Annotated in this window: 27 protein-coding genes; 20 read left to right on the top strand and 7 right to left on the bottom strand. The window is 39.6% G+C overall.

What is annotated here, in order from left to right:
- Positions 1 to 55: 55 nt before the first annotated feature.
- Complete coding sequence (locus FLM47_RS06860) at positions 56 to 577, bottom strand: EF-hand domain-containing protein (protein WP_138604872.1); 522 nt, start codon at positions 575 to 577, stop codon at positions 56 to 58.
- Positions 578 to 779: 202 nt separating this feature from the next.
- Positions 780 to 1,211, bottom strand: coding sequence for an exonuclease III (locus tag FLM47_RS06855; protein ID WP_138604873.1), 432 nt, complete (start codon positions 1,209 to 1,211; stop codon positions 780 to 782).
- A 242-nt stretch (positions 1,212 to 1,453) separates the two neighbouring features.
- Between FLM47_RS06855 and xthA the strand changes: the two genes are divergently transcribed.
- The 3 genes from xthA to rlmA are packed head-to-tail and all read left to right on the top strand — an operon-like array spanning position 1,454 to position 3,713.
- Positions 1,454 to 2,260 (top strand): exodeoxyribonuclease III, encoded by an 807-nt coding sequence (xthA, locus tag FLM47_RS06850; RefSeq protein WP_178955929.1) that lies wholly within the window; start codon positions 1,454 to 1,456, stop codon positions 2,258 to 2,260.
- Between the two features lie 5 nt (positions 2,261 to 2,265).
- The gene (locus tag FLM47_RS06845; RefSeq protein WP_178955927.1) at positions 2,266 to 2,913 is read left to right on the top strand and encodes an energy-coupling factor ABC transporter permease; all 648 of its coding nucleotides are present in this window, start codon (positions 2,266 to 2,268) and stop codon (positions 2,911 to 2,913) included.
- Positions 2,910 to 3,713 (top strand): 23S rRNA (guanine(745)-N(1))-methyltransferase, encoded by an 804-nt coding sequence (rlmA, locus tag FLM47_RS06840; RefSeq protein ID WP_178955925.1) that lies wholly within the window; start codon positions 2,910 to 2,912, stop codon positions 3,711 to 3,713. The genes FLM47_RS06845 and rlmA overlap by 4 nt, the downstream gene beginning before the upstream one ends.
- On the opposite strand, the gene yfbV is transcribed toward rlmA, so the two are convergent.
- Entirely contained in the window at positions 3,697 to 4,143 is a 447-nt protein-coding gene (gene yfbV, locus FLM47_RS06835; protein WP_138604877.1) for a terminus macrodomain insulation protein YfbV, read from the bottom strand. The genes rlmA and yfbV overlap by 17 nt on opposite strands.
- 263 nt (positions 4,144 to 4,406) lie before the next feature.
- On the opposite strand from yfbV, the gene FLM47_RS06830 reads away from it, so the two are divergent.
- From FLM47_RS06830 to FLM47_RS06800, 7 genes are all read left to right on the top strand, one after another.
- The gene (locus FLM47_RS06830; RefSeq protein WP_178955923.1) at positions 4,407 to 5,621 is read left to right on the top strand and encodes an acetate kinase; all 1,215 of its coding nucleotides are present in this window, start codon (positions 4,407 to 4,409) and stop codon (positions 5,619 to 5,621) included.
- A 1-nt stretch (position 5,622) separates the two neighbouring features.
- Positions 5,623 to 7,776 (top strand): phosphate acetyltransferase, encoded by a 2,154-nt coding sequence (gene pta, locus FLM47_RS06825; protein ID WP_054200797.1) that lies wholly within the window; start codon positions 5,623 to 5,625, stop codon positions 7,774 to 7,776.
- Between the two features lie 222 nt (positions 7,777 to 7,998).
- Positions 7,999 to 8,382, top strand: a complete 384-nt coding sequence (locus FLM47_RS06820; protein ID WP_171039579.1) for an ACT domain-containing protein — start codon at positions 7,999 to 8,001, stop codon at positions 8,380 to 8,382.
- A gap of 6 nt (positions 8,383 to 8,388) precedes the next feature.
- Positions 8,389 to 8,886 (top strand): PTS glucose transporter subunit IIA, encoded by a 498-nt coding sequence (locus FLM47_RS06815; RefSeq protein ID WP_178955921.1) that lies wholly within the window; start codon positions 8,389 to 8,391, stop codon positions 8,884 to 8,886.
- Between the two features lie 4 nt (positions 8,887 to 8,890).
- Positions 8,891 to 9,235: an ArsC family reductase gene (locus FLM47_RS06810; RefSeq protein ID WP_178955919.1), complete on the top strand. Its 345-nt coding sequence runs from the start codon at positions 8,891 to 8,893 to the stop codon at positions 9,233 to 9,235.
- Positions 9,235 to 10,365 carry a succinyl-diaminopimelate desuccinylase gene (dapE, locus tag FLM47_RS06805; protein WP_178955917.1) on the top strand — a complete coding sequence of 377 codons (1,131 nt, stop codon included), beginning with the start codon at positions 9,235 to 9,237 and terminating at the stop codon, positions 10,363 to 10,365. Before FLM47_RS06810 ends, dapE begins: the two co-directional genes overlap by 1 nt.
- On the top strand, positions 10,365 to 11,063 hold the full coding sequence (locus FLM47_RS06800) for a M15 family metallopeptidase (protein WP_178955916.1): 699 nt from the start codon (positions 10,365 to 10,367) through the stop codon (positions 11,061 to 11,063). Before dapE ends, FLM47_RS06800 begins: the two co-directional genes overlap by 1 nt.
- Here the strand turns inward: FLM47_RS06800 and FLM47_RS06795 are convergent.
- On the bottom strand, positions 11,047 to 11,925 hold the full coding sequence (locus FLM47_RS06795) for a DMT family transporter (protein ID WP_178955914.1): 879 nt from the start codon (positions 11,923 to 11,925) through the stop codon (positions 11,047 to 11,049). The genes FLM47_RS06800 and FLM47_RS06795 overlap by 17 nt on opposite strands.
- 196 nt (positions 11,926 to 12,121) lie before the next feature.
- Between FLM47_RS06795 and FLM47_RS06790 the strand changes: the two genes are divergently transcribed.
- From FLM47_RS06790 to FLM47_RS06775, 4 genes are read left to right on the top strand one after another with little or no spacing between them, the layout of a single operon-like run.
- Positions 12,122 to 13,486 (top strand): COG3014 family protein, encoded by a 1,365-nt coding sequence (locus FLM47_RS06790; protein WP_178955912.1) that lies wholly within the window; start codon positions 12,122 to 12,124, stop codon positions 13,484 to 13,486.
- A gap of 8 nt (positions 13,487 to 13,494) precedes the next feature.
- Positions 13,495 to 13,920 (top strand): YcfL family protein, encoded by a 426-nt coding sequence (locus FLM47_RS06785; protein ID WP_178955910.1) that lies wholly within the window; start codon positions 13,495 to 13,497, stop codon positions 13,918 to 13,920.
- 8 nt (positions 13,921 to 13,928) lie between these two features.
- Entirely contained in the window at positions 13,929 to 14,549 is a 621-nt protein-coding gene (lpoB, locus tag FLM47_RS06780) for a penicillin-binding protein activator LpoB (RefSeq protein WP_178955908.1), read from the top strand.
- A gap of 15 nt (positions 14,550 to 14,564) precedes the next feature.
- Complete coding sequence (locus FLM47_RS06775; protein ID WP_138604886.1) at positions 14,565 to 15,032, top strand: glycine zipper 2TM domain-containing protein; 468 nt, start codon at positions 14,565 to 14,567, stop codon at positions 15,030 to 15,032.
- 80 nt (positions 15,033 to 15,112) lie between these two features.
- On the opposite strand, the gene FLM47_RS06770 is transcribed toward FLM47_RS06775, so the two are convergent.
- Together FLM47_RS06770 and FLM47_RS06765 are read right to left on the bottom strand one after the other, a co-directional pair.
- The gene (locus FLM47_RS06770) at positions 15,113 to 15,559 is read right to left on the bottom strand and encodes a DUF4826 family protein (RefSeq protein ID WP_178955906.1); all 447 of its coding nucleotides are present in this window, start codon (positions 15,557 to 15,559) and stop codon (positions 15,113 to 15,115) included.
- A 121-nt stretch (positions 15,560 to 15,680) separates the two neighbouring features.
- On the bottom strand, positions 15,681 to 17,075 hold the full coding sequence (locus tag FLM47_RS06765; protein ID WP_178955904.1) for a M28 family peptidase: 1,395 nt from the start codon (positions 17,073 to 17,075) through the stop codon (positions 15,681 to 15,683).
- A 272-nt stretch (positions 17,076 to 17,347) separates the two neighbouring features.
- Here FLM47_RS06765 and FLM47_RS06760 point away from each other — a divergent pair, with 272 nt between their 5' ends.
- The 6 genes from FLM47_RS06760 to FLM47_RS06735 all read left to right on the top strand — a co-directional run bounded on the left by FLM47_RS06760 (position 17,348) and on the right by FLM47_RS06735 (position 26,323).
- The gene (locus tag FLM47_RS06760) at positions 17,348 to 17,803 is read left to right on the top strand and encodes a phosphate-starvation-inducible PsiE family protein (RefSeq protein ID WP_138604889.1); all 456 of its coding nucleotides are present in this window, start codon (positions 17,348 to 17,350) and stop codon (positions 17,801 to 17,803) included.
- Positions 17,804 to 17,912: 109 nt separating this feature from the next.
- Positions 17,913 to 19,760 carry an ABC transporter ATP-binding protein gene (locus FLM47_RS06755; RefSeq protein ID WP_178955902.1) on the top strand — a complete coding sequence of 616 codons (1,848 nt, stop codon included), beginning with the start codon at positions 17,913 to 17,915 and terminating at the stop codon, positions 19,758 to 19,760.
- A gap of 144 nt (positions 19,761 to 19,904) precedes the next feature.
- Positions 19,905 to 20,477, top strand: coding sequence for a hypothetical protein (locus tag FLM47_RS06750; RefSeq protein ID WP_178955900.1), 573 nt, complete (start codon positions 19,905 to 19,907; stop codon positions 20,475 to 20,477).
- A gap of 27 nt (positions 20,478 to 20,504) precedes the next feature.
- On the top strand, positions 20,505 to 21,776 hold the full coding sequence (locus FLM47_RS06745; RefSeq protein WP_178955898.1) for an Ig-like domain-containing protein: 1,272 nt from the start codon (positions 20,505 to 20,507) through the stop codon (positions 21,774 to 21,776).
- A gap of 425 nt (positions 21,777 to 22,201) precedes the next feature.
- A complete protein-coding gene (yddG, locus tag FLM47_RS06740) occupies positions 22,202 to 23,104 on the top strand; it encodes an aromatic amino acid DMT transporter YddG (protein WP_178955896.1) in 903 nt (300 codons plus the stop codon).
- 417 nt (positions 23,105 to 23,521) lie between these two features.
- The gene (locus tag FLM47_RS06735; protein WP_178955883.1) at positions 23,522 to 26,323 is read left to right on the top strand and encodes a collagenase; all 2,802 of its coding nucleotides are present in this window, start codon (positions 23,522 to 23,524) and stop codon (positions 26,321 to 26,323) included.
- 54 nt (positions 26,324 to 26,377) lie between these two features.
- Here the strand turns inward: FLM47_RS06735 and FLM47_RS06730 are convergent, their stop codons facing one another.
- A complete protein-coding gene (locus FLM47_RS06730) occupies positions 26,378 to 26,797 on the bottom strand; it encodes an MAPEG family protein (RefSeq protein WP_138604895.1) in 420 nt (139 codons plus the stop codon).
- Positions 26,798 to 26,980: the final 183 nt, after the last annotated feature.

Below are 26,980 nucleotides of genomic sequence, written 5' to 3'. Positions count from 1 at the left end.
TAAAAAAGCCAGTGAAAAACACTGGCTTGGTATCAAGTGTATTTAATAATGTAATTTAGCTATTTTTGAATTGCTCAAGTGCATCGTCTTCTGCAACAGAATCACCATGCTTTTGGATATAGCTATTAAACTCATTTTTACTTACTCGTTTATCTTTATTGCTGTCCATGTAGCCAAAGTGATTTGAAATATCATCATCGTCAGCTTCAGTAACTGAAATAAAGCCGTTGCTGTCATTATCTAAGCTTTTAAAGTCATTTTCTATTTTATCAAACTTCGCAATATCAGCCTTAAATGCAGACTCACTTACTTCACTATCAGTTGCAACTTTACCAGCATTTAGCTGCATATAAGCATCATATTCAGTACGACTTATTTGATTATCTATATTTGTATCTATATTTGAAAAGTGTTGCCAAATACTATCATCGTCAGCTTCAGTTTTTGAGATAAAACCATCGCTATCGTTATCTAAGCTTGCAAAATCACTGTCGATTTTTTCTAGACCCTGATTTGAAGAACATGCAGCTAAGCTCAATGCGGCTAAAATAGTAGAAGCTATCGTTAATTTTTTCATAAGACGTATCCTTGTAAATTAATAAATTTCAATTTAAATAATACAAATACGATGCCAGAATTATAATTCAATAAAAACAATAACTTAAAAACAACACTCTTGTGCAGCGATATTCGACAATGCAATTTTTGCAAACTACTGTGGTAATTTTTGCAAAAAAAAGCTCGGTAAGAACCGAGCTGTTTATATCAAATACGGCAATTTAGATTGCAGCGTCTTGGTAACGCTTTACAAAATCAGTTACGTTTTGGCCATTACACTTTAATGTGTTTAAGTTACCAATTTGCTTACGTACTGGTTGTAAGCCTTGCTTTAATGCAGTCATACATAACTGTGTTTCTTGATGTGAATCTTTTGCAAATACTTCAACTTTAGATGAAGCAACTTGAACCGCTGATTCTTTTTTAGCTATATCTCGGATATCTTGACCATTACATAGGATACTTTTTGAATAACGCGATAAGTACATACCATGCTTTGCAGCCATTTTACGTGCAGCTGAAAAACCTTCATTGGCGCTTACTACACACAAGTTAGACTCTAATTTGTTGTCTTTGCTAAAGTATGTATTGCTTTGTGCAGAAGCAGTAACAGAAACAAAAAGAGAGGCAGCTAAAAGTAATTGAGTTTTCATCAGGGGTAGTCCTATTTGAACGAGTTAAACAAACGATTTCTGCGCATTATATAGACAACTTTTAACATATCAATTGAATATTTTATTTATTTTGTTATTTAATAATGCATTTACAATGTTTAAACATTAAGCAGTAATTGAGCAACAATTGTGCAGTTATTTTCTCATTTCAGTCATGTTATGTCGCTCTAAATGCTGATACAATTTAGCTAACAATGAAAATAAGTTTGAAGGTTAACTTTATGAAAGTGATTTCTTTTAATATCAATGGCCTGCGCGCTCGTCTACACCAGTTACAAGCTATTATTGATAAACATCAACCAGATATTATCGGTCTTCAAGAGATCAAGGTACACGATGAAGCGTTTCCGCTAGATGATGTACAAAAGATGGGTTACCACGTTTATTTTCATGGGCAAAAAGCCCATTACGGTGTGGCAATGTTATGCAAAAAAGAGCCTAAATCGGTATTAAAAGGCTTCTCTACTGACACCGATGAGTCGCAAAAGCGGATGATTAGCGTCACTGTAGAACAAGAAAATGGCCGTGACTTACATGTAATGAATGGCTATTTCCCACAAGGCGATAACATTAATCACGAAACTAAGTTCCCGTATAAACGTCAATTTTATCAAGATTTAATGACCCATCTAAATAGCCATTTCACTCCTGACCAAGATGTAATTGTTATGGGTGATATTAATATCTCCCCTACCGATTTAGATATTGGTATTGGTGAAGTAAACGCAAAACGTTGGTTAAAAACGGGTAAATGTTCATTTCAACCCGTTGAACGTGAGTGGCTTGCTACCTTATTAAATTGGGGCTTTAAAGACACCTTTAGAGAACAAAACCCAGAAATTAACGACCAATACTCCTGGTTTGACTATCGTTCAAAAGGGTTTGTTGATAATCGCGGTCTACGAATTGATGTGGTACTGGCAACGCATGACTTAGCGGCTCGTTGTATCGACACAGGCATAGATTATGAACTGCGTGCTATCGATAAACCGTCAGATCATGCGCCTATTTGGTCAGAGTTTAATTAACGATTATGTTGAGCGCGCAATTACAAGGGTTACTGTGGATTGTTGTCATCGTTATTGGCTTTTTAAGCATTAACAAATCAACATACAGTCACTTATTTAATACCCCAGCAAGACAAACAGGTGTATTTGCTTGTGCGCTGGTGCTCGCTTTATTATGGCGTATCAAGGCAGGTATTTTGCCCGGTCTCGATCTGCATATATTAGGTATAACCGCTGTAACCCTAACACTGGGGTGGCGCCTTGCTATTTTAAGTTGTGTACTCGCAACAGCGCTTTTAACTACTTTTGGACAAATAACACCTGAATTAGTCGCGTTAAAACTCATTATTAGTGCCTTTATACCGGTGTTATTAAGCTATTTAGTTTTTATTGTCTGTTATCACTATTTAGCACGGCACTTTTTTATCTATATATTTGTTTGTAGCTTTTTAACAGCAGGTGTTGTTGCCTGTATTAACATTATACTCGGTGGTGCTTTTTATTACGCAATAGGTGAATATAGTTGGCATCAGCTGAGCGAGAATTATATTTATCTAAGTCCTATTTTGGCCTTTCCTGAAGCTATGCTAAACGGTATGGCAATCACTGTACTGATCACCTATCGCCCACATTGGGTAAAAACTTTTTTTGATAAGGACTATTTAGGCTCATGAGTCTTCATTACCATTGCCCTATTTGTAAACAGCCACTAGCACTCAATGATAAAACATTACGATGCGATAATAATCACAGCTTCGATTTTGCCAAAGAAGGCTATGTAAACTTACTCCCTGTACAAAACAAAAATTCTAAACAGCCTGGCGACTCGTTGGAAATGGTACAAGCTAGGCGTTCATTTTTAGAACAAGGTTATTATGGCTTTTTACAAACGGCTTTAGCCAATATTGTTAAGCCACTTAATGCCGACATAGTGATTGATTTGGGGTGTGGTGAAGGATTTTATACTCACGCTATTGCTAACAACAGCCAGGCTAACGTATACGGTGTTGATATATCAAAGTCGGCAGTAAAATATGCGGCAAAACGTTACAAACAATGCCACTTTAGCGTTGCTTCAATTAGCCAAGCGCCTTTTGATGATCACCTTGCTGACGTTTTGGTTAGTGTATTTGCGCCTTTATTTGACAGTGAACTTGCACGCCTGGTCAAAGATAATGGTTGCTTAATTGTGGCAAGCCCAGGCCCAACTCATTTGAAAGAACTAAAAGATTATATTTATAGCAACGTAAACGAACATACCGAAATAGCAGCACCTGCGGGCTTTGAAAATACATCGCAACAATTAATCACAGAGCAGGTATCGCTTACATTTAACGATGTTAAGAACTTAATTATGATGACGCCATTTGCGTGGAAGTTTAGACCAGAACATTGGCAAGCTCTTGAGCAAAAACAAAATCATAGCGTCACCTTGTCATTTTATATTACGCAATTTACTAAAATTGCTCTTTAGTAAAAGTTTTATCCATTTTATCGAACATATCTTTTAGTAATTCGGCAAGCTCCAAATAGCGGGGCTTGTTTTTTCCCATTTGCGCGTCGTAACCGTTAGCAACCATTTTTGCAAATAACTCGTTATACCATTGCTGCATAGCAGGCTCTAATTCAGTTTGCGCACGTTTACCCAACCATAAAAGCCCTTGTAATGGCAACGAGATAAAAAACAGACTACTGGCAATCGCTTGGGGCAGAAAATCTGAGCCTAAATAATTAATCTGAAAAAACAGGGTCAGCATGGCTAATATTGGCATTACTGTGATTGCAAGCTCAGTGGCTCTGATCACTTTAAATTCTGCAAATAATGGCGCGACCTCTTTACGCATTGGCCATGTTTTAGCATAAGAACGCCCTAATTGAACTTGCGATATCACACTTTTTTGCATTAATAAATCCTCATAGTCTCGGTTTGTAACATTTCAACAAACGTAATACTTATAAAAGTGTAACACAATTATAGCTGCTTTCACTTTATCGGTAAAAATGCTTAATTTCATTAGTAAAACTCACAAAAAGCATAAATTATCGAAAGAATCTCACAAAGCTCTTTTAATAAAGTCTACTACACTTTAGTCTAGGCTTATCTAAGCCACAAAGGCTTATACATCAACCAAGTGTACTGATTAATACTTAAATGGAAAATGAATCTATGCCAACACTCCCAAATAATCCGAACCATGTTTTGGTACTCAATTGTGGAAGCTCAAGTCTAAAGTTTGCAATTATTGATGCAAACACAGGAAACGACATTATATCAGGTTTAGCTGAGCGCCTAGGTGATAATGCTCCCTCAATTAAATATAAGTTTCAGGGAGAAAAAACCACTATTAAGCTTGCTGCTAACCAAGCACATGCCCAAGCAATTGATACGCTGGTTGATTTAATAAAAGATCACAATTTAGACGATCAATTAGTAGCTGTGGGCCATCGCGTAGTACATGGTGGCGAGCACTTTACTCAATCAGTTTTAATTGACGATAACGTCATTGCAGGTATTACCCAAGCAGCCACACTAGCCCCTTTACATGGTCACGCTAATTTACTGGGCATCTCATCAGCACAAGCATCATTTAAAGATTTACCACAAATAGCCGTGTTTGATACCGCATTTCATCAAACTATGGATGAGGTTGCTTATCTATATGCCCTTCCTTATCAACTTTATAAGGACTTTGGGGTTAGACGCTATGGGTTTCATGGCACTAGCCATTTTTATGTAGCAGGTCAAACCGCTAAAATGCTGGCTTTACCTGTTGAAGAAAGTAACTTTATTAGCGCCCACTTAGGCAATGGCTGCTCGGTGTGTGCAATCAAAAACGGTAAAAGTGTCGATACCAGCATGGGCTTAACCCCGCTTGAAGGACTTGTAATGGGTACCCGTTGTGGTGACATTGACCCAGGGTTATTTAACTTTTTAACTACGCAGCTTGATTACACTGCGCAGCAAATTGATGACCTGCTAAATCAAAAGAGTGGCCTATTAGGAATAAGCGAGTTATCAAACGATTGCCGTACTATTGAAGAGGCTGCTATTGCTGGCAACTCGCAAGCCATGCTGGCACTTAATATGTTTTGCTACCGCTTAGCAAAACAAATAGCCGCCTACATGGTACCGCTGCAAAAATTAGATGCGCTTATTTTTACCGGTGGGATTGGCGAGAATTCCGATATTATTCGCGAAAAAGTACTTACACAGTTAGCATTTTTGGGTATCAATTTAGACCCTCAAGCAAACCTTGATGCACGGTTTGGCCAAGCTGGATTAATCAGCGCTGCTAATTCAACAAGCAAAGCGGTGGTTATGCCTACCAACGAAGAATGGGTTATTGCACTCGACGCCGCAAACATCACCAAGGAGTTATAATATGGCTCGTCGTATTATGTTGGTACCTATCTCTACAGGGGTAGGTTTAACCTCAGTATCAGTTGGTTTAGTAAGAGCGCTGGAACAAAAGACGGTTAAGGTTAACTTTTTCAAACCTATCGCCCAGCCGCGTGCAGGTGAAACTGGCCCTGAAAAATCGACCCAAATTGTTACTCAAGGATCACCGATTAAGCCGCCAACACCATTTGCACTCGATTACGCAGAGCAAATGATTGGTGATGGTAAAGGTGATGACTTATTAGAAGAAATTGTTGAGCGTTTTCAAAGTAAGATAAACGATGACGAAGTGGCCATAATCGAAGGAATGGTGCCAACTCGTCGCCAACCTTATGCAGGACGCATAAACCGTGAAATTGCACAAACCTTAGGGGCCGATATTGTATTTGTGCTTACCCCTGGGAATTACAGTATTACCCAAATTGAAGATCGCCTTGAAATTGCTGCTGGAAATTACGGTGGCATAGATCACCCTCGTGTGCTGGGTTGTATTTTCAATAAAGTAAATGCCCCTCTAGATGAAGAAGGCCGTGCTCGCGCTGATTTAGTCGATACTTACAAGCCAGAAGCGCTTGATAACGAGCTTAACCGCCTGGCTTCTTTACCAATTTTTAGAAAAAACCCTTTTATGTTACTTGGTGCCATTCCGTGGGATTTTGAGCTGGTAGCGCCACGCGTTAAAGATTTAAGTGCTTATCTAAAAGCCACTATTATTAATGAAGGCGACATGGTGCATCGTCGACTAAGACGCATTACTTTTTGTGCCCGTACAGTATCAAATATTCTAAATTATTTTACCCCAGGTGCGTTATTGGTCACCCCAGGCGATCGTTCAGATATATTGGTTGCAGCCTGCTTGTCTGCTATGAACGGTACTAAACTAGGCGCTATTTTGCTCACCGGTGGCTTTGAGCCTGAGCCGCGCATCATGGCGCTGTGCGAACAAGCCATGCAAACAGGGCTGCCTATTTTAGCAACCGAAGGCGACACTTGGCGCACCTCGTTATTACTGCATAACTTTAACCTAGAAGTGCCAAGCGATGATGAACAGCGCATTGAAAAGGTAAAAGATCATAACGCAGAGTATATAGATTCTGATTGGTTAGATACCTTAGCTAAAAGTGTGGGGAAAACCCGAAAACTATCCCCTCCTGCCTTTAGGTATTTATTGACTGAAAAAGCTCGTAAAGCCGAAAAAACAATTGTATTGCCTGAAGGTAACGAACCTAGAACCATTAAAGCAGCCGCTATTTGTGGCCAGCGTGGCATTGCTAAAACAATTTTATTAGGTGATCGTGATGAAATATTGCGTATAGCCGAGCAGCAAGGCATTGAGCTTAACGAGCATGTAACTGTAATTGAGCCAAGCAGTATCATAAATGACTACGTAGCACCTATGGTGGAAATCCGTAAGAATAAAGGTCTTACCGAAGTAGTCGCCCAAGAGCAACTACAAGATCACGTCGTACTTGGCACCATGATGCTAGAGCAAGGTAAAGTCGATGGTCTGGTATCGGGTGCGGTAAACACCACTGCCAATACCATTCGCCCACCGCTACAGTTAATCAAAACCGCGCCAGGTTCATCATTAGTGTCATCTGTGTTCTTTATGCTATTACCGGATCAGGTTCTAGTTTATGGTGATTGCGCTATTAATCCCGATCCTAATGCCGAACAACTAGCCGACATTGCAATTCAATCTGCCGACTCAGCAGCAGCATTTGGTATTGAACCTCGCGTAGCCATGATAAGTTACAGTACTGGTGATTCAGGCAGTGGGGCTGATGTAGAAAAAGTGCGAGCGGCAACTAAACTGGCCCAGCAAAAGCGCCCAGATCTAATTATAGATGGACCACTACAGTATGATGCGGCAATTATGGAAAGTGTAGCGATTAAAAAGGCACCTAACAGCCCTGTTGCAGGTAAAGCAACGGTGTTTATATTCCCTGATTTAAATACTGGCAACACCACCTATAAAGCGGTACAACGAAGCGCTGATTTGATCAGTATAGGTCCGATGCTGCAAGGGATGCGTAAACCAGTTAACGACTTAAGCCGTGGCGCATTAGTTGACGACATAGTGTATACCATTGCTTTAACTGCCATTCAAGCAGCGCAAGCTGAGGCACTTAATTAACCCCTTTAACTAACATGCCCCTTTTATAGCCTAGCCAATTTTTAATTAATTATTAATAGGTTAGGCTATTTATACCTTACAACCCCCAAGCTTATCCACAGAAATTGTGGACAATTATTTTTTAATTAATAAAAACTTTAACAACGGCTCAGTTTGGGCCTTTAACTTAGATTCAATACTCTATACTATAAAGCTATTATCTTGCTGCTAGGGATGGGTTTTATGTCAAAACAAACACTACAATTACACAGCACTGTTTTATCAATTCATAGTTTAGCGCTTGATGCCGACATCCCTCCTGCCCTGTTAAAGCAACCATTATTTTTTATTTCAAAAACGCACGATGAACTCTCGGTCGTTTGCCCTGATGACTTTATAATTGATAGCCAAGATACAGAATCGAATTGGCAAGCATTAGAAGTAATTGGCCCATTAGGGTTTTCGTTAACCGGTATTATGGCAAATATTTCAGGAGTATTAGCAAGAGCTGGCGTGTCAATTTTTTCAATTTCAACCTATGACACCGACTATATTTTAGTAAAAAAGCAAACCGTCAACAAAGCAATGGCTGCTCTTAAAGCCGATGGCTACAACGTGGTAACTTAATTAATAATGAAATCTGAAGACGTTAGCTATTTAACTAAAAATAAAATTTGCCGAAGCGCAATACAAATAACCAGTCCGTTCAGTGGCAAAATTATGCAAATGGACGCGCATCCTGAAGCTTTTTTCCGCTTTGGAACTTTAGGACCAGGGATTATTGTCAGCTTAACTAGCCATAAAGTGTTAGCGCCATTTAATGGTACTTTATTGCAAGTTAAAAGCGGCGGGTGCGAATTTATTCTAAAAGCTAAAAATGGCTTAAAAGTATTAATAAACTTAGCTGTGCCTGATTCTCAAACTCTCACGCATACTCATATTGCTCAGCTTAATGGCAGCAAAATAACCAAAGGACAGCGCCTAGCTTACTTTGATTTGCGTGAACTCGATGCGCCTATTTTAGCTAGCCTTATCATACTCAATGGCCACGACTTAGGCACTTTTCATTATTCTCACCCGCAGGTCAATGCTGGTGTAGATACCTTATTAACTATTATCAAAAAGAAGTAGGTTTATGATCACTCTCTATGGCATTAGCAACTGCGACACTATTAAAAAAGCAAAAAAATACCTAAGCGATAATGACATCGCATTCACTTTCCATGACTATCGTAAAGATGGCGTTAATCATAATATGGTTAGCGATTTTGCAGAGCATATTGACTGGGAACAACTTGTTAATAAACGTGGCACAACCTACAGAGCGCTTTCGGATGAGCAAAAGCAAAACTTAACTAAGCAAACTGCTATCGATATATTGGTTGAACAACCTGCAATGATCAAACGCCCTGTACTTGTTAATAACGGGCAGTACCACTTAGGCTTTAAAGCAGCCCAATACGATGAGATTTTTAAATAATGACCCATCCAGTAATTACCCTAGCCCAAGCCTTAATTCAGCGAGAGTCGGTTACACCTGAAGATGCTGGGTGCCAACATATGATGAATGAACGTCTAAGCGCTATTGGCTTTGATATTGAATCGCTATTTTTTACCGATACCCTAAACACATGGGCACGTAAAGGTACGCAATCGCCCCATTTTTGTTTTGCCGGTCATACTGATGTGGTGCCCACTGGACCTGAAAAAAACTGGCAGCACCCGCCTTTTGCGGGCCTAATTGAAGACGGTTTATTACATGGTCGTGGCGCTGCCGACATGAAAGGCTCACTGGCAGCTATGGTTGTAGCCACAGAGCGTTTTGTATCTAAGCACCCTGATCATAAAGGTTCTATCTCGTTTTTAATTACCTCAGATGAGGAAGGCCCGTTTATTAACGGCACTACCCGCGTAATAGATACTTTAGAAGAGCGCGGTGAAAAAATTGATATGTGTCTTGTTGGTGAGCCTTCATCGCGCGATGTACTCGGTGATGTGGTTAAAAATGGTCGTCGTGGTTCTTTAACTGGTTTTTTAACTATTAAAGGCGTGCAAGGTCATGTGGCTTACCCGCATTTAGCGCAAAACCCAATTCATTTAGCCACACCAGCTTTAACCGAATTAAGCCAAACTGTCTGGGATATGGGTAACGACTTTTTCCCAGCCACCAGCTTTCAAATCTCTAACATTAATGGTGGCACAGGTGCTGGTAATGTGATCCCCGGTGAGCTTGAAGTACAATTTAACTTTAGGTTTAGCACCGAAGTTACTCATCAGCAGCTGCAACAAGAAGTGAACGCGATTTTACAAAAACATAATTTGAATTACGAACTAAATTGGATTGTAAATGGCCTACCGTTTTTAACCGATCACGGTCCGTTAGTTGATGCTACCGTCGCTGCCATTAAATCAGTAACTGGCTTAACCACTAATTTAGAAACAACAGGTGGGACATCAGATGGCCGCTTTATTGCTCAAACCGGCGCTAAAGTAATCGAGCTGGGGCCACGTAACGCCACAATTCATAAAGTTGATGAGTGTGTTAGCACAGATGACCTGATCGCGCTGGCAGATATTTACGAGCAAATATTAGAACAACTGTTAACTTAATGACTGCAAATAAAGAACTCATACAATGCATCACCGGACAAAGTGATGCACACCTAGTCGCCATACAAAACCATTATTTGCATGCCAATATTGTCAACGACTTTGTTGCACTGCAATCAGCGGCCGCATCCGCTGGCTTTGATTTATGTATTGCATCAAGTTTTCGAGATTTTAATCGTCAATCAGCTATTTGGAATGCTAAATTTTCAAATAAGCGCGTGGTGTTAAATAAAGCGCAACAAGCCGTTGAACTAAATTCACTGAGTGATATTGAAAAATGTACCGCCATAATGCTGTACTCTGCACTGCCAGGGGCAAGTCGCCATCATTTAGGCACTGACTTAGATATTTTTGATAAAGGCGCAGTGAGTGACGATTATGAGTTGCAACTAACCCCCGATGAATATCAGCATGGCGGACCTTTTGCCGAACTGAGTCAATGGCTAGACACCCACCTGGCAGAATTTGGATTTTATCGGCCTTATCAGCACGATTTAGGCGGTGTTGCCCCAGAACTTTGGCATATTAGCCATATTTCGCAGTCAGAGCAGCTTATGAGGCACCTGTCAGTTGAGGTATTACACAACTGCATTAAAGAGAGTGATTTATTAGGTAAAGACGCTATTTTAACCCACTTACCTGCTTTGTATGAACGCTTTGTGCTCAATGTGAGTCCACCAGCTAAGCAGTGTTATTAGTTTTTTTATTTAACGTAAAAACCAATACCGCTAGTAAAATAATACTGCTCGGGAGCATAAATTGCACAGTTAAGGTTTCTGATAAAAACACCGCTCCTGCAATAGCTGCCAAAACGGGCACGCATAACTGCACTATAGCTGCATGCGTGCTTTTTAATAATGGCATAGCCACATACCAAATACTGTAACCAACACCAGATGCTATCGCACCTGAGCCAATGGCAAGTAACACCCCTTCCATGCGTACATTCTTAAGCTGGCTCATACCCACCACAATTAAAATAGGTAGCACTAATAAGCTGCGAATAAAGTTATAAGTGGTGGCCCTAAGTGGTGACACACACGCCTTGCCACGAATACTGTATATTCCCCATGCCACGCCACTTATGCTCATTAATACTGCCGCCATTACCGGTGGCGCTGTTTGCGAAGGCAGCATTAAGTAAACAAAAGCCGCAAACGCCACAATAAATGCAAGCCATTGCACAGCGATTAAGCGCTCTTGCTTATAGATGCCCCAGCCGATCATGGTAAATTGCACCGCGGAGAATAAAATAAGCGCGCCCATACCGGTATCTAACTCTATATAAGCTATAGAAAAACACAGCGCGTATATCAGCAAGCTCACACTGCTTCGCCAGCTTCCGGTATCGTTAATAACAGAACCACTTAATTGTGCATTTTTATTTAACTGCTTTGTATAGAGCAGCATAATAATGGTCAAACACACTGCCCCGCTGAGAAGCCGTATAACAGTGAAATTCCACGCATCAATATAACCTTGAGCTAATGCTAAGCGACACAATAACGAATTGGCAGCAAAGGCAACTAACGCGATAATAGTAAACAGAGTGGCTTTCAAATAAATTCCTAACGTATTGATAAATATGTACCGTTTTTATGTACAGGTTAAATTAGCGTCCATTGTTGTAAACGTTAATATGGTTATTTTTTAATGATAAAGCTTTAATGTTTATACACTACGCTTTTTTACAATCTTTCACACCTACATTTATAAGCCATGTGTTAACCTTATAAAATAGATAAAAGGAGTGCGTGTGCGTCACATTTTAATTTTCAGTTTTTGCTTTATTGTAAGTGGTTGCAGCACTATTGGCTTTAACGACTTGTTTAATGATTATGCCACAAACACCACCCCTGTTAGGCAAGCTATTAGCAATAATAATATTGAAAATGCACGCACCCTTATAAAAACCAACAGTAAAGCCCACAGTAATTATTTACTGAACCAATTAGAGCAAGGGCGTATTGCTGATTTAGCTAATAATCCAGACAGTGCGCAAACATATTTTGAAACTGTCTACCAACAGATGCAAGCTAAGCGCCAAGCAGCCAAAATACAAGTAAGTGCAGGGCTTGAGCAAAGTAATGCGCTGTTAACTAACGACTCAGCGATAGGTTATATCCCACCTGCTTACGAAATGAGTATGTTGCATAGCTACAAAGCACTTAATTATGTTTATAAGCGCGATATTGAGAGCGCATTAGTTGAAATACGCCGTGCCAATAAAGTACAAGTTGATGCACTACTCGATAATCAAAGCGAGTTTGATAATGCCGTTGCTCAAGCACAACAACACTACCCAGGCATGGATAATTTAACTCGCTCGGTAAAAAATGGCTTTCAAAATGCGTATACGTTTTACCTATCAGGGCTGCTGTATGAAACGGCAAAGCAAGGCGATGATGCCTACATAGACTATAAAAAAGCGCTCGAAATACAACCTAGCAATCCGTATTTACAGCAAGATATATTGCGCCTTGCTAAGCAGCAAGGCTTTGCGGATGACTACAAACAATTTAAACGACAGTTTGGTGAAGTAAACACCATAGATAAAAATCAAGGCGAAGTAGTTATATTATTTGAACAAGGTCTTATACCAAAACAGCACGAGTTTAAATTGCGATTGCCTATTTATACTTCGCAGGGGGATGCCCGCTTTTATAGCCTAGCAATGCCTGTTTATATAAATAATGCCTACAGCAGTGCCGTGAATAATATAAAAGTTAATAACCAAGTATTAGCATTAAGCCCGTTAGTACATTTAGAAGCACTGGCTGCTAAAACCTTAGAGCAGCAAGTAGCTGGGCGTGTTTCAAGACAAATTTTACGCCTTGTCGCTAAAGAAAAAATGCGTGCAGAGCTTGCGCGCAGTGCCGGTGATGTAGGGAACATTTTGGCTAATTTGTATAATCTTGCATCTGAGCAAGCAGATACGCGTAGTTGGCTTACCCTGCCTAATCAGATCAGCCTTGCCCGCAGTGCAGTAAAAGCAGGAGAACATACTTTAAACGTTGGCTCGCAACCGCCAATAAATTTTACCGTTAGTAAGCAAGGGTTAACGTTAATATACCTAACCTCTGTCAATAACTATTTTAACTCCCATGTAGTGCAACTTTAGGAGCCATCATGAAATACATACTTCCCGTTATTGCGCTGTTTATGCTTAGCGCGTGTAGCAGCCGACCTGTAACCTCAGGTATTGGGGTTGAGCAAACTGCCAGCGCTTATAAAGAGCAGCTCAATGTTAATAATCCACAATTAGCTAAAAAGCTTTTAATAAGTGATGTAAAAACGCGTCAAACAAATAACCTTACCGACGTGGTAGTTACTTTAGCGAGTACCTATAAAAAGTCGCAATACTTACAGTATCAATTTAACTGGTTTGATAAAGATGGCTTTGTTATTAAAGGCAATCACTCACCGTGGCAAGCCCTTACATTATTTGGCTTTGCTAAAACTCAGCTTGCAGGACTAGCGCCTAGCTCTAATGCCGTTACCTTCTCATTAGCGGTAAGAGAAGTATCAACCGACGCACAAGAATTTAAAGATTAAAGGAAATCATGATGATCAATAAACAATTTAAATCACTGTCTAGTTATGCAATTTTAGGCTTAGCGGCACTGACACTTGCAGGCTGTGCCAATAAAGCAGTTGTCAGCTATGGTGATGCCCAAGCCGTAGAAACCACAGATATAAACTTTGGCTCTACTGACTTACAAAAAGTTGCCTCGCAAATGACCGACTCTCTGCTTAGTTCGCCTGTAGTTGGTACTATGACCGCCAATACACGCCCTGTGGTATTTGTAGAGCGTATTAAAAATAAAACTAGTGAACACATAGATACAGAATCAATCACCGACTCAATCTCTACACAATTACTGCGTAGCGGCAAATTTAGATTTGTTGATATGACCCGTGTAGAGGCGGTTCGTGAGCAAATTACATTTCAAAACGAAGACGCCTTAGTCAACCCAAGTACTGCGGTGGCTTTTGGTAAGCAAATTGGTGCGCAATATATGCTGTACGGTAACCTATCAAGCATTGTTAAATCTAATGCAGATAAAGCCGATGTGTACTACAAATTTACAATACGTTTAATGGATATGCAAAGCGGCCTTATTGAATGGGCTGACGAAACTGAAATTCGTAAAACGCGTGAAAAATCAACGTTTGGTTGGTAATAACAGGAGCGAATTATGAAAACGCTTAGCTTAATTTTATGCGCTTTATTAGTAGTAAGTGCCCCAACGTTTGCCAAGTACGAACGAAATAAAGCCGTTCCTGTACAGCAAGTACTATTTGGTAAAGTAAAGTCGGTGCGCACTATTACTGAGCAACAATTAGTACAAGACAAAAGTAACGGCTGGAAAACCTTTGGCGGTGCCTTAATAGGCGGCGTTATTGGTAACCAGTTTGGCGGCGGCAGTGGTCGTACTGTAGCGACTATTTTAGGATCGGTGATTGGTGGTAACGTTGCTCATAATCAGCAGCAAACACAGCGCTATGAAAACACACAGCTCGTTGAATTACTGATACAAGTAGAAAGTGGTGAGCAATTTATGGTGGTACAAGACAGCGATCCCGCTATGCGTTTTCATCAAGGGGATAATGTTCGCCTAATCTACTTAACCAATAACACAGTGCGAGTAGATAGCGCGTATTAAGCTTCTTGCAAGGCAATAGCTGAAAAAACCTAACTTAGTTACCTAAGTTAGGTTTTTTTAAAGGGTAATTACGTTTATTTTTAAGCTGGTTCTTTTGCCCAAAGCTGCTCATTTTCATGCATTTCATATAAGCCGTGAGCACGATTTATAAGTAAGTTTGCAAAGTCGGCTTGGGTTTTATCACGCGGACCCGCTGTAATAATTTGGTCGGCCTTTAACTGCCACTGCAATGAAAAATAACGCATGGCATCACGTGCATCTTTTGCTGCAGACGCTTCAGCGTGATCGGTTGGTAAACGACCTGTGATCACCCAGTAACTCTTACCGTTTTGCGCTTTAAATTTCCAAAGCGCACATAAAGGCGCTAAAAAACGACTTTCTTTTTCAAGCAAGGTTTTAGGCATAATGCCTTTTTCAGCTAAATGTTGTTGTGCATTTTGAAAACACTCGCGCTGCCATTTAATTTCTTGTTGCTGAAGTTCAGCTTGCTGCTTTGGTGTTAATGGTTGTTGTTCTTGTTGCTGCATTTTAATAACCTTTTTACTTCTTTGTTTACACTTTAAGGGCATAACAAATAAGGCGCAAGCATAAATAGCGTGCTTAACACCTTATTCGCAGCTGTTTGCTGAATTTTCAAGCAAAGCACACTTACTTTATATTGTGATCAAACGAGCCTACAGCACCTGGGAATACCACTGGCGACTCAATACCCTGTTGATTCACGCTAGCCACCCCAAAATAGTAGTTATCAATAACCACATTTTTTAGTGTAAATTCACTGACATTATCAACCCATTGGCTATATTGCCATTGTGGCTCACTGGTGTAGCGCCAGTATATACGGTAGCCCGCTACATTTTCATCTTCTGTTGGCTGCCAAGTAAGAGTGGTACTGGCGCGTACAGCACCACTAATTCTCACTTCTTTTGGAGGCGCAGGAGCCCATGCCATTGACGCAAGACTAACCGCATTTAATGAAGTTAGCTTTGCGGCGTAATCAAAATCGACCCCATCAATGGTATCACCGTACACAACCCCATTTTCTGTGCGCAGGTCTTGATGTTGGCGGTCATAATGCTCGTTGGTTTCCATAATACGCACAGCCGCAAAGCCCGCATCATTAAACGGACGGTGATGCCCGCCTCGGGCAAAGCGGTCGAGCCTATATACCAGCATGGTATCTAAGTTTTCAATGTATTTATCAGCAATGGTGTCTATGTAACGTGCTAAATTACGGCTCGCTGAGTCAACTTCGCCGCCGGTAAAACGACGAGTGCGGGCTTGTTCTTTAGTTTCAACGACGCGCGTGCCTTCAGAAAAAATGCGTGCAGTTGTGTTATCGGTTACGCCATTAATGCCGGTAATATTGCCAATCATGTCGTTATTTAAAACACCATGAACCTGCCAGTTATTTTTTTGTGCGTAAGCAGTTAAAATTTTACCACCAAATAAACCTTGCTCTTCACCTGAGAGTGCGGCGTATACCACTGAGCCATTAAACGTATATTGCGATAACACCCGTGCAGCTTCAATAACACCGGCCACCCCTGATGCATTATCGTTTGCCCCCGGTGAATCGCTAGTAAAGTCCATAACATCACTAACCCGCGAGTCTATATCTCCCGACATCATCACCATACGGTTAGGATCGGTATTACCGCGCTGAATCGCAATTATATTAACCACTTCTACAGGGTTAGGAATACGCTTTTCTCCCGAAATGGTTTGCTTTACTTCTAGTATTTCTAAACAGCCACCACACTGTGCAGAAATTGCTTCAAATTCTTTTTTTATCCAACGCCTTGCCGCGCCAATACCACGAGTATCCGATTTAGTTTCAGATAAAGTATGGCGAGTCCCAAAATCCACCAACGTTTGAATATCATCTCCAATACGCTGCGCTGAAATTTGCCCTGCAATATTATGCAATGATGCTTGTTGTGTGGTTTGTGTCGCCACACTATAAAATGACGCGCTACAAACAGATGCAACCGCACTATACTTAATAATCCGAGTAACTAACTTTAAAGGTGAAATTGACATAGCAGTTTAATCCTTATTGTTGATGTTTTTAAAATGACAGCTCTGCAGTTATACAGCAATGCATTTGAGATAGACGTTAAAAACCTCAGGTTAAATTACATTTAGTTAACATTAGCTAGCTTGCTCGGCCTAGTTCATTTGCAACTAATAAGTACGCTAGTTTAATAAAAATAATCACTTATACTGATTTGTACGTATACTAAGGAGAGAAACACGATTAATCAGCTATCATTTTATATACCCTGTTTAAAATAATAAGGTGCTGTAAAAATATGAAGAAACACGAAGAATTACCTGAGGATCATGTTGATCCCCTTATGCAGTATTTACATCATGCGATTCGCTTTGCCATTAAAATATTAGCGGTACTCATGGTGTTGGTTATTTTTTGGAGTATTGCTGATGTAGTATATGTTTTATATATGCGATTGAGCTCTCCCCCTTACTTTTTATTAAACATTGAAGACATTCTACAAACCTTTGGTGCTTTTATGGTGGTGCTTATAGCAGTAGAAATATTTACTAACATTCGTTTATATTTAGGTTCAAGCTCACTGCCGGTTGAACTGGTTATTGCCACCGCACTAATGGCTGTGGCACGTAAAATTATTGTTTTAGATTTAAAATTAGTGACCTCAGAGCAAATTGTTGGCCTTGCATTGGTAACAATAGCCTTAGGTATATCTTACTGGCTGGTAAAAAATAAAACCGGTCACACAAAACTTTAAAGCGTTAACTCAACTTAAGATAACACTTAAACATCTCATTCCCACTGCGCCTTTGTATTTTACAATGGTATAATGGGACATCTCTATAAATACTTAATAAGCTTCTAATATGTATCGATTATTTGAACGGATGACTAAACCGTTTCCGGAGCGTTCTCCGTCTCAGCCTCCTAATACCTTATTTGCATTTTGCCGCCATTACACCAAAGGCATGGAACTGTCGTTGGTGCTTATGTCGCTTAGTGCCGCATTATTAGCTATTTTAGAAGTGTCTTTATTTAGTTACATGGGGCAACTGGTTGACTGGCTTGGCGAGTACACCCCTGAAGAACTTTTTTTGCAGCAACAATCCGAATTAATAAAAATGGGGTTAATGCTCCTAGTTGTGATGCCTGTGGTGGTATTTTTTAGGTCGGCCATTTTACATCAAGCTTTATTAGGCAACTATCCGATGTCGATTCGTTGGCTAGCGCACCGTTATTTATTACGCCAAAGTGTTAGCTTTTATCAAAATGAATTTGCCGGGCGAATAGCCACTAAAGTACTGCAAACCTCATTGGCTGTGCGAGAGTCAGTGACTAAGTTACTTGATGTATTGATGTACATTGCCGTTTATTTTGGCTCAATGGTGTTTTTAGTGGCCGCCTCAGATTGGCGCTTGATGCTGCCGTTATTAGTGTGGTTAGCATTATATATTTGCGTGCAAATTTACTTTGTACCACGGTTAAAAAGCATTGCAAGCTCACAAGCTGACGCACGCTCAGAAATGACCGGCCGTATTGTTGATAGCTACACCAATATTTCAACCATTAAGCTGTTTTCTTACACCCAACGCGAAGAGCAATATGCTAAACAAAGCATGGACGTATTTTTACAGCCTGTATATAAACAAATGCGTTTGGTAACCAGCCTTAATGTGGTTATTCAAAGCTTGAACTATTTACTGGTATTTTCGGTGGCAGCGGTGTCTTTGTATTTATGGTCGTTAAGTGCCATTAGTGCGGGGGCTATTGCAGTAGCATTGAGTTTGTCGTTAAGGCTTAATGGCATGGCCCAATGGATCATGTGGGAAATTAGCAGCTTATTTGAAAACATTGGTACCGTAGCCGATGGCATGCGCACCCTTTCAAACCCGATTGCGGTTGATGACAAGCCAAAAGCCGATAGTTTAAAAGTAACTCAAGGGGCAATCGACTTTAACAATGTACACTTTAATTATGGTAAAACCGCTAATGAAAATAACCGAGGTCCAGTAATTAACGGTTTAAACTTAAATATTAAACCGGGCGAAAAAATTGGCTTAGTGGGTCGCTCTGGCGCGGGTAAATCCACATTAGTTAACTTGTTGCTACGTTTTTACGATACAGCCAAAGGCTGTATTAGTATTGATGGCCAAAATATAACTGATGTAAGCCAAGAAAGCCTTCGCCGCTATATCGCTATGGTCACCCAAGACACCTCACTACTGCACCGCTCAGTAAAAGACAACATCTTATACGGCAGACCTGATGCAACCGAAGCGGAAATGCTCGATGCGACCAAACAAGCCAAAGCGCTCGATTTTATAAACGATTTAGAAGACAGCAAAGGCAATAAAGGCTTTGAGGCACAAGTGGGCGAACGAGGAGTAACCCTCTCGGGCGGGCAACGCCAGCGGATTGCTATTGCTCGGGTGTTACTTAAAAACGCGCCTATTCTTATACTTGATGAAGCCACCAGCGCTTTAGACTCAGAGGTAGAAGCAGCTATTCAAGCAAGCTTAGATGATTTAATGACAGGCAAAACGGTTATTGCTATTGCACACCGATTATCAACCATTGCACAAATGGACAGGCTTATTGTGCTTGATGAAGGTGGTGTTGTAGAGCAAGGCAGTCACGATGAGTTAATTGCCCAAGGCGGCATTTACGCTGCACTGTGGGTACATCAAACTGGCGGCTTTATTGGTATTGAATAAATACCAGTGTGTAAGGTACTACTTTCGATACCTTACACACCTAATTAAATTCTTATCTTGATAACATTTTGAATAATTATAATGTATTCGAAAAAGTATAATTAACCGCTAATTATATATTAAGTAAACTGCTCAGCTTGATTAATGCAAGGCGATTTAATACTATTTGTACCCAAAATACCGATGGACTATAAGTTAAGATTTATGGAAAAAATTTATACACTACTTTTACTTACCGCATCATTCAATAGTTTTGCTGATACTCCATATATTGGTGTTGACTACATGATGAGTGATATCAAAATAAGTAATGAAAACGCAACCCCTAAAAGTGCGTTAATACGTGCTGGTATCAGTAACAATAACATGGCTTTTGAAGCGCATTACCTAGCATCTAGCAGCAGCGATCATATCTACAATACTGAGTTTAATTTAGACAAAAGCTTGGCCCTTTATTTTGTTATGCAATCTGATGTAGTCAATGGCTTTGGTCTGGACGTTTCATTGGGTTATGCAAAAAATCAAGTTGTTGTGTCTAATCCTTCCGCGTCAATAAATGGTGATTATAAATATGATGGTTTTTCTTGGGGAGTCGCAATGCACCAGCAAATTCCTTATTTAGAAAACACTCAAATAAGACTTGGTTATCAATCCCTTTTCAAAGGTGATGATATTGAAATAATAGGTTATACCTTAGGCTTTGTTTATCACTTTTAGTTATGTATGAAAGGAAGCAATAGAAATATGATTAATACACACAGTTTTTTTAAATTATCTGTAACCACATTATTTATTATCAGCGTTACGGGTTGCGGTTCTGAAAGTGATACAACGGATCTTGCAAAAGCAATACAGTTAGACAAACTTCGTTCTGAAGGCACCATTATTGAATCTGTTAAGATAGTTGGAGATCAAAAACGCTTAAAGCCAGGTGAGACATTACAATTAAGTGCTACGGGTATAGATAGTAATGGTGACACGCGCGACATTACTAGTGAGTTAACCTGGGAATCTAACGATCCGACTATTGCAACTGTAAATAGTAATGGTGTTGTAAATGCGGTTTCGAGTACTACAGCAAACCAAGGGGCTGTATCTATCACAGGAACTACCATCAATGATATCTCAGGTGAAGGTGAGGTTTCAGTAAGTGATGTCTCAGTCACTGAAATTAACTTAAAAACAGCCGCTTCTAACATTGATTACATTAATACATGTATACCTGCGCAATTATCAGCCGATCTTACCTATGCTGATGGATATACATCTTTAAATACCATTAGAGGTTTAAGTTTTGCTGTTGATAACGGCAGTACTGCAACAATCAACTCTGACGGCTTATTGTTTACATCCGCTCCTGATGTTGAAGATACAACTATTACAGCTAAAATAGACAATGTTCTTGGTAAGCTGACAGTGAAAGCAGATCCTAAAAATTTAGAGTCTATCGATATTTTAGTTAATGATGAGCCAACTGAAGAGATCAATCTTAATATTGGCGATCGTATTCAAGTTAGTGCAATTGCCTCTTTGGTAGCTCAAGAAGCTAAGACTATTAATGACACTATTACTTGGTCGCAAGTAGGAACCCGTTATATTGGTATAACAGATGAAGGCGAAAACAAAGGAACGCTTGTTGCTCTCAAGTCTGGTGAAACTCAATTAATTGGCAGCTGTGGCAACAAGCAGAAAATTATTACAGTAACAGTCGATGGTTCTGATGATTTAAATGATCTTCAAATAAATGATGGCAGTTCAATATTAACTATGACCCCTCTTGGTTCAATTAATCTCACACTGACGGCTAATGGCAGTGATGAAACTTCAAGTGTGAATGTAACTGAATTTGCTGATTGGAGCATTAATGGAAGCAGTTTGGTAACTACAAAATTAATTAGCGCAGGTACAGAGAATGCGGTTTATAGATTAACCAGTAAAACGAATAGCGCTGGTAGTTTTATTGTTTCAGCGACCTACGATAATCAAGTAAGCAGCATTCAGGTAAATATTGAATAAATAACCCTTCTATATTTGTGGATGCTATTTAAATTATTTAACTAGGGTCTGTTGGTCTTTTAAGGTTAGATTTGTAGTAATCTGTTTGGCATTTAGGCAATAACGCTGCATCAATGCCAAACAGGCGCTGCCCATCGAGCTCTTCCCTAGGGTGGATTTACTCTTTGTTGCCCACTGAATGTAGGTAAGGAGCGTTAGCAAGACGCGAAAACTTTGCTCGGACTTACTTATTCTTACATGGATGTAAGCCAGTAGAATAACGCGTGAGCAGTTATCAACTGCTCACGAGGTTACAAACCTCGCGCCACGATTAAAAAGACCCTACATGCTGCTACTACCTATCAGACTAAAAGTTAGTAAAACTAATGCCCTACCCCTTGATATATATTAAAGTGTTACTTTTGTTTTTCATTAAGTAGCTCTCCATGTCTTTTTTAATTAAACATAAATACACCCTCTATGGGGTGCTCGCTATTTTACTTTGGAGCAGTTTAACTGCTTTTGTTCGTGATTTATCGGAGTTATTTAGCCCAATTGGCGGTGCTGCTTTGATTTATAGCGTCAGTGCGATTTTTTTAATGCTTGTCATGGGTGTACCAAAGCTAAACAATTATCCAAAGCGCTATTTAGTCTTTGGTGGCAGCTTATTTGTGATTTACGAAATGTGTTTGGCTTTATCGCTTGGCTTTGCAAATAGTCGCCAGCAAACGTTAGAAATGGCGATTATTAACTACCTTTGGCCAGCGTTAACCATTTTATTATCGATTATTGTTAACCGCATTAAAGTAAGCGCATTAGTCTACCCGAGCATACTGATTGCGTTTTTAGGCGTTGCATGGTGCATTGCAGGTAATAGTGGTTTATCTGTAGGAGTATTAACCGCTAATATTAGTGACAATCCATTACCCTACTCCATGGCGTTTGCAGCGGCGTTTATTTGGGCTGTGTATTGCAGTGTAACGGTTAAACTTAGCGAGGGTAAAAATGCCATTAGTGTATTTTTTGCAGCCACGGCAATCTCTTTATGGATAAGTTACGGACTGAGTAATGAACCCAGCTTTGAGTTTAGCCTATATTCTAGCTTGACCTTAGTATTAGCAGGTATTGTTATTGGTGGAGGTTACGCACTATGGAACCAAGCGATCATTGGCGGTAACCTAGTGTTGTTAGGCACCTTGTCTTACTTTATTCCTGTGTTATCAACACTATTTGCCTCTATTTACTTATCAATATCGCTCACCAGCGTATTCTGGCAAGGCGTTGTTTTAGTTACATTAGGCTCATTAATGTGTTTTATTGTGACCCGAAAAATCAAGCTAACTCAATAAACCAAGGAATAATTGCGCGGACCGAATTCCCCTCAGACGCGCATCGTATTTTAAAGTGATATTATGAATTCACTATCAGATTCGCTTTAAATAAAACGCCATTAAAGAATATTAATTTAGTCATCTCTTCAAATAACTTTATATAAATCAACAAAACTCACCCGTTTATAAGCCCTTGCTCACTAAAGATAATAGCTATTGAGTTAAAAATATTATGAGTCTGCTTAAATCTTTAAGTCTACAAGTGCTTCGCATCTAATGCGACTTCATTGCCTCCAAAGCTTAACACCTAACAAACTAAAGCATTAACTTTAAAACTAAAAGTAAAACTTATTGATTGCAAAGGGAGAAAAATGATACAACCCTGTACCTCAATTGTGTACTACAGATTGAGATAATCATTATCAAAGGAAAGTTATGAAAATATATAAATTTATTTTGGCCTTACCGCTATTAGGTATCACCGGCTTTGCAACTGCACATTCCCAGCAAGAACGAACGTTTAAACCGCAGCCTGCTATTGTAGAGCGCGTCATGCATCACGGCGTAAACCAATACAGTAATAGCAATGCACCTGTGGCACAATCACAAAAAAAGCCGCAACAGCTACCTCAACAAACGCCAATACAGCAACATATTAGAACGAAGAGAATGTTAAGCCAGGTAATGGCCGTTAATTGTGATTTGAATGCCCTTGCTGTTGCAAATCCCATTACGATTATTGACGAAGTAAAGCGCCAAGGTACACGGTGTATCAACGAGTTATTCGCTGCAACCGATCTTCAACCACAGATTTTTACCACCGATAATATGATTGCTGTAGCTAACCATGCTAACTCACTTTCACAAAGTTACACTGGTGGTGGCAATGAGCAGATCGAAGCTTTATTTTTATATTTGCGAACCGGCTTTTATGCAGAGTTTTATAATGACTCTATCGACTTTCCTGCATTGGTAACTCCTAGCGTTGCAGATGCCATTAATGCCTTTGTAAACAATCAACATTTTTATGATAACAACGATGACCATGGTAAAACACTGTCAGAAGTCATTATTACAATGGATAGTGCTGAACAACAACATCGTTATCTTGAAGTTGTTAAGCAATGGCTAACGCGTTTTGATAAAAGTTATGCGAGCAGTTGGAATATGAGTAATGCAGTTAATGGAATTTTTACGTTGCTATATCGCGGGCAGTGGAATGGAGAATTTGTAACGTTAATAGCAAACGATAAAGCTTTAGCAATAAAATTAAGTGAATTTACGCAAAAACAATGGTTAATTGGATCTGACGGAGAGTTTTTAATAGTAAATGCAGCAAGTGAGCTTGCGCGCCTTAAAAAATATTCTAAAGCAAGTATTCAACCTGATGTAGACGCAGGCTTAACTAATATTTTTAATACCTATCAAAGTTATGGCTATGGTGATGCCGTGTGGCTTGGCGCTGCAGACATTGTAAATTATTACACTGATTGCAGTAAGTTTGGTGTTTGTAATTTTGTAGATACACTCACTCAACAAGTACTTTCCCAGCAATATAATTGTAGCAACACCATAAAAATCCGTTCACAGGCGATGACAGCAGCTCAACACGCTGCAGCATGTGATGCAATGCAGGCTGAAGAAGGGTTATTTCATACTAAATTAGCCACAGAAAATATGCCTGTCGCGAATGATTATAACCGTTTTTTATACGTAAATATTTTTGATAGTAGTGACGACTATAGCAAGTATGCCAAAGCCATTTTTGGTATTAATACTAATAATGGCGGAATGTATTTAGAGGGCGATCCTTCTGATACTGATAACGAAGCCAACTTTGTAGCTTATGAAGCAAGCTATGCAAAAGCGGATCATTTTGTATGGAATTTAGAGCACGAATATGTTCATTACTTAGACGGTCGTTTTAACTTATATGGTAACTTCAACTCACCAACCGAAGACATTGTATGGTGGTCTGAGGGGGTCGCAGAATACATCGCGAATCAAAATGATAATGAAGCGGCAATAAATACCATTAAAAATGGACAGCGCTTTACCCTGCAGCAAATATTTGCCACTAACTACGATGGTTTTGATCAAGATAGAATTTATCGTTGGGGCTATTTAGGGGTACGCTTTATGTTTGAGCGCTACAAAGAACAACTCAACGCTATGCTCACGGACACACGTCAAGGAAATTGGCGTGCGTACAAAAATAAAACCCAACATTGGGCTAATAACTATGAAAATGAATTTGTGCAATGGTGCGATCAGTTGGTATATGGTTCGCCGTTAAATATTGCACCGAGTGCCAATATAAATGGCCCATATTCGGGCCTAGAAAATACCCCTATTACGTTCTCAAGTGTTGGTAGTAACGATAGCGACGGAAATATCGTAAGTTATACTTGGCTCTTTGGCGACGGTATTAGCAGCACAGATGCCAATCCAATACATACTTACACGCAGTCAGGTCAATATACCGTATCATTAACCGTCACTGATAACGATGGCGACATTGATATGAAAACAATTATCGCAACCGTAACTGAAAATACTCAAGGCAATAAACAAACGCTCATAAATGGTCAACCCCTTTTTATTTCTCAAAAGCAAAACACCCAGTTACAGTTTAATTTTGACGTCCCTTTTGGCGCTAGCGAATTAACATTTAGTCTAAATGATGGCTCAGGGGATGCTGATTTATACGTCAGTTATAACTCAGAGCCAACCTTATCTCGCTATGACTGTCGCCCATACCTTGAAGGAAATAACGAACAATGTATTTTCAATCCTGCCCACGTAGGAAACTATCATGTAATGGTAAACGGTTATAATAACTATGATAATGTAAAGCTCACTGCATCATATAAAGAAACGCGTAGTTCACTGCCTGATGCATGTGCAACGTCATCAGGGCAAAGTAAAGGCCGCCTTAAAGATGGTGAAGTCATATGTTTAAGTAACAGTGGTCCAATGTGGTTTGCCATTGCAGATGTAAATAGTCAGTCAGGTATTTCAATAACATCAGCAAATGGTAGCGGTAATATTGACTTAAGTTACTCGAATAGTACTTGGCCAAATGGTAGTAACGAGATTGCAAACTCTGCCAATAGTGCGAATAACGAGTGTATTTTCATTCGTGATCAGGAGCAATTTTGGGGGTACCTAAAAGTCTCTGGAAACAGTGAGGGCGCAAGTCTAGTGGTTGACTTTAATAGTACTGGTTGCCGATAGTATAAATATTTTTTAAAGCGAAAAGCCGATTTGCTTTTCGCTTTAACCATTTCATTAGCTTGCTAATCGCAGTCCCAATAGCACTAACATCACAATGTTTGCAATCACACTTATTAAAAAGAAGTAACTACGCGGGCTGGGGTTTTTCTCGGTGGCGATTGCGTAATACAGTGCCATATGAATTAAGCGTGCAATCACATATACCCATATACATATTGCAAATACCGAGCTGTGGTAATTCATCACAAAAGCAAATAAAACCGTTCCTATAAATAGTGCACTGTTTTCTAAGGTGTTATGAAAAGTACGATGCGCTCTAAATATAAAGCTCCCATGAGATAGCTCTTTATCAATTTTCCCTGGCACTGCACCAGGTTGTTTAGCCTTACTAAACGTCGCAACGGCCCACTGAACTAACATCATAATTAAGTATAGGTAAAATGCTACAAACGCAGAATGTGCAATATCGGTCATTGTTTTTTCCTTTGTGTTGTTATTAGAATAATAGTTAAAGCAACTATTAAGCCAAATTTAACCAACTGATATGTATATAAATTATTTTACAAAATATACATTTTTTGTAATAGATTCCTGCTTTATATAAAAATTACGGTATTTATGTAATGTATATTAAACTTTGACATAATATTAATACTA

Origin of the sequence: Pseudoalteromonas sp. Scap06, from assembly GCF_013394165.1 — a bacterium.
Classification (GTDB): domain Bacteria; phylum Pseudomonadota; class Gammaproteobacteria; order Enterobacterales; family Alteromonadaceae; genus Pseudoalteromonas.
The sequence above is the reverse complement of the archived record's forward strand: the minus strand, read 5'-3'. Positions and strand labels throughout refer to the sequence as shown.

Excerpts from the sequence above, each read along its gene's own strand:
- FLM47_RS06860 (WP_138604872.1), bottom strand. The coding sequence starts at position 577 with ATGAAAAAATTAACGATAGCTTCTACTATTTTAGCCGCATTGAGCTTA.
- FLM47_RS06855 (WP_138604873.1), bottom strand. The coding sequence starts at position 1,211 with ATGAAAACTCAATTACTTTTAGCTGCCTCTCTTTTTGTTTCTGTTACT.
- xthA (WP_178955929.1), top strand. The coding sequence starts at position 1,454 with ATGAAAGTGATTTCTTTTAATATCAATGGCCTGCGCGCTCGTCTACAC.
- FLM47_RS06845 (WP_178955927.1), top strand. The coding sequence starts at position 2,266 with ATGTTGAGCGCGCAATTACAAGGGTTACTGTGGATTGTTGTCATCGTT.
- rlmA (WP_178955925.1), top strand. The coding sequence starts at position 2,910 with ATGAGTCTTCATTACCATTGCCCTATTTGTAAACAGCCACTAGCACTC.
- yfbV (WP_138604877.1), bottom strand. The coding sequence starts at position 4,143 with ATGCAAAAAAGTGTGATATCGCAAGTTCAATTAGGGCGTTCTTATGCT.
- FLM47_RS06830 (WP_178955923.1), top strand. The coding sequence starts at position 4,407 with ATGCCAACACTCCCAAATAATCCGAACCATGTTTTGGTACTCAATTGT.
- pta (WP_054200797.1), top strand. The coding sequence starts at position 5,623 with ATGGCTCGTCGTATTATGTTGGTACCTATCTCTACAGGGGTAGGTTTA.
- FLM47_RS06820 (WP_171039579.1), top strand. The coding sequence starts at position 7,999 with ATGTCAAAACAAACACTACAATTACACAGCACTGTTTTATCAATTCAT.
- FLM47_RS06815 (WP_178955921.1), top strand. The coding sequence starts at position 8,389 with ATGAAATCTGAAGACGTTAGCTATTTAACTAAAAATAAAATTTGCCGA.
- FLM47_RS06810 (WP_178955919.1), top strand. The coding sequence starts at position 8,891 with ATGATCACTCTCTATGGCATTAGCAACTGCGACACTATTAAAAAAGCA.
- dapE (WP_178955917.1), top strand. The coding sequence starts at position 9,235 with ATGACCCATCCAGTAATTACCCTAGCCCAAGCCTTAATTCAGCGAGAG.
- FLM47_RS06800 (WP_178955916.1), top strand. The coding sequence starts at position 10,365 with ATGACTGCAAATAAAGAACTCATACAATGCATCACCGGACAAAGTGAT.
- FLM47_RS06785 (WP_178955910.1), top strand. The coding sequence starts at position 13,495 with ATGAAATACATACTTCCCGTTATTGCGCTGTTTATGCTTAGCGCGTGT.
- lpoB (WP_178955908.1), top strand. The coding sequence starts at position 13,929 with ATGATGATCAATAAACAATTTAAATCACTGTCTAGTTATGCAATTTTA.
- FLM47_RS06775 (WP_138604886.1), top strand. The coding sequence starts at position 14,565 with ATGAAAACGCTTAGCTTAATTTTATGCGCTTTATTAGTAGTAAGTGCC.
- FLM47_RS06770 (WP_178955906.1), bottom strand. The coding sequence starts at position 15,559 with ATGCAGCAACAAGAACAACAACCATTAACACCAAAGCAGCAAGCTGAA.
- FLM47_RS06765 (WP_178955904.1), bottom strand. The coding sequence starts at position 17,075 with ATGTCAATTTCACCTTTAAAGTTAGTTACTCGGATTATTAAGTATAGT.
- FLM47_RS06760 (WP_138604889.1), top strand. The coding sequence starts at position 17,348 with ATGAAGAAACACGAAGAATTACCTGAGGATCATGTTGATCCCCTTATG.
- FLM47_RS06755 (WP_178955902.1), top strand. The coding sequence starts at position 17,913 with ATGTATCGATTATTTGAACGGATGACTAAACCGTTTCCGGAGCGTTCT.
- FLM47_RS06750 (WP_178955900.1), top strand. The coding sequence starts at position 19,905 with ATGCAAGGCGATTTAATACTATTTGTACCCAAAATACCGATGGACTAT.
- FLM47_RS06745 (WP_178955898.1), top strand. The coding sequence starts at position 20,505 with ATGATTAATACACACAGTTTTTTTAAATTATCTGTAACCACATTATTT.
- yddG (WP_178955896.1), top strand. The coding sequence starts at position 22,202 with ATGTCTTTTTTAATTAAACATAAATACACCCTCTATGGGGTGCTCGCT.
- FLM47_RS06735 (WP_178955883.1), top strand. The coding sequence starts at position 23,522 with ATGAAAATATATAAATTTATTTTGGCCTTACCGCTATTAGGTATCACC.
- FLM47_RS06730 (WP_138604895.1), bottom strand. The coding sequence starts at position 26,797 with ATGACCGATATTGCACATTCTGCGTTTGTAGCATTTTACCTATACTTA.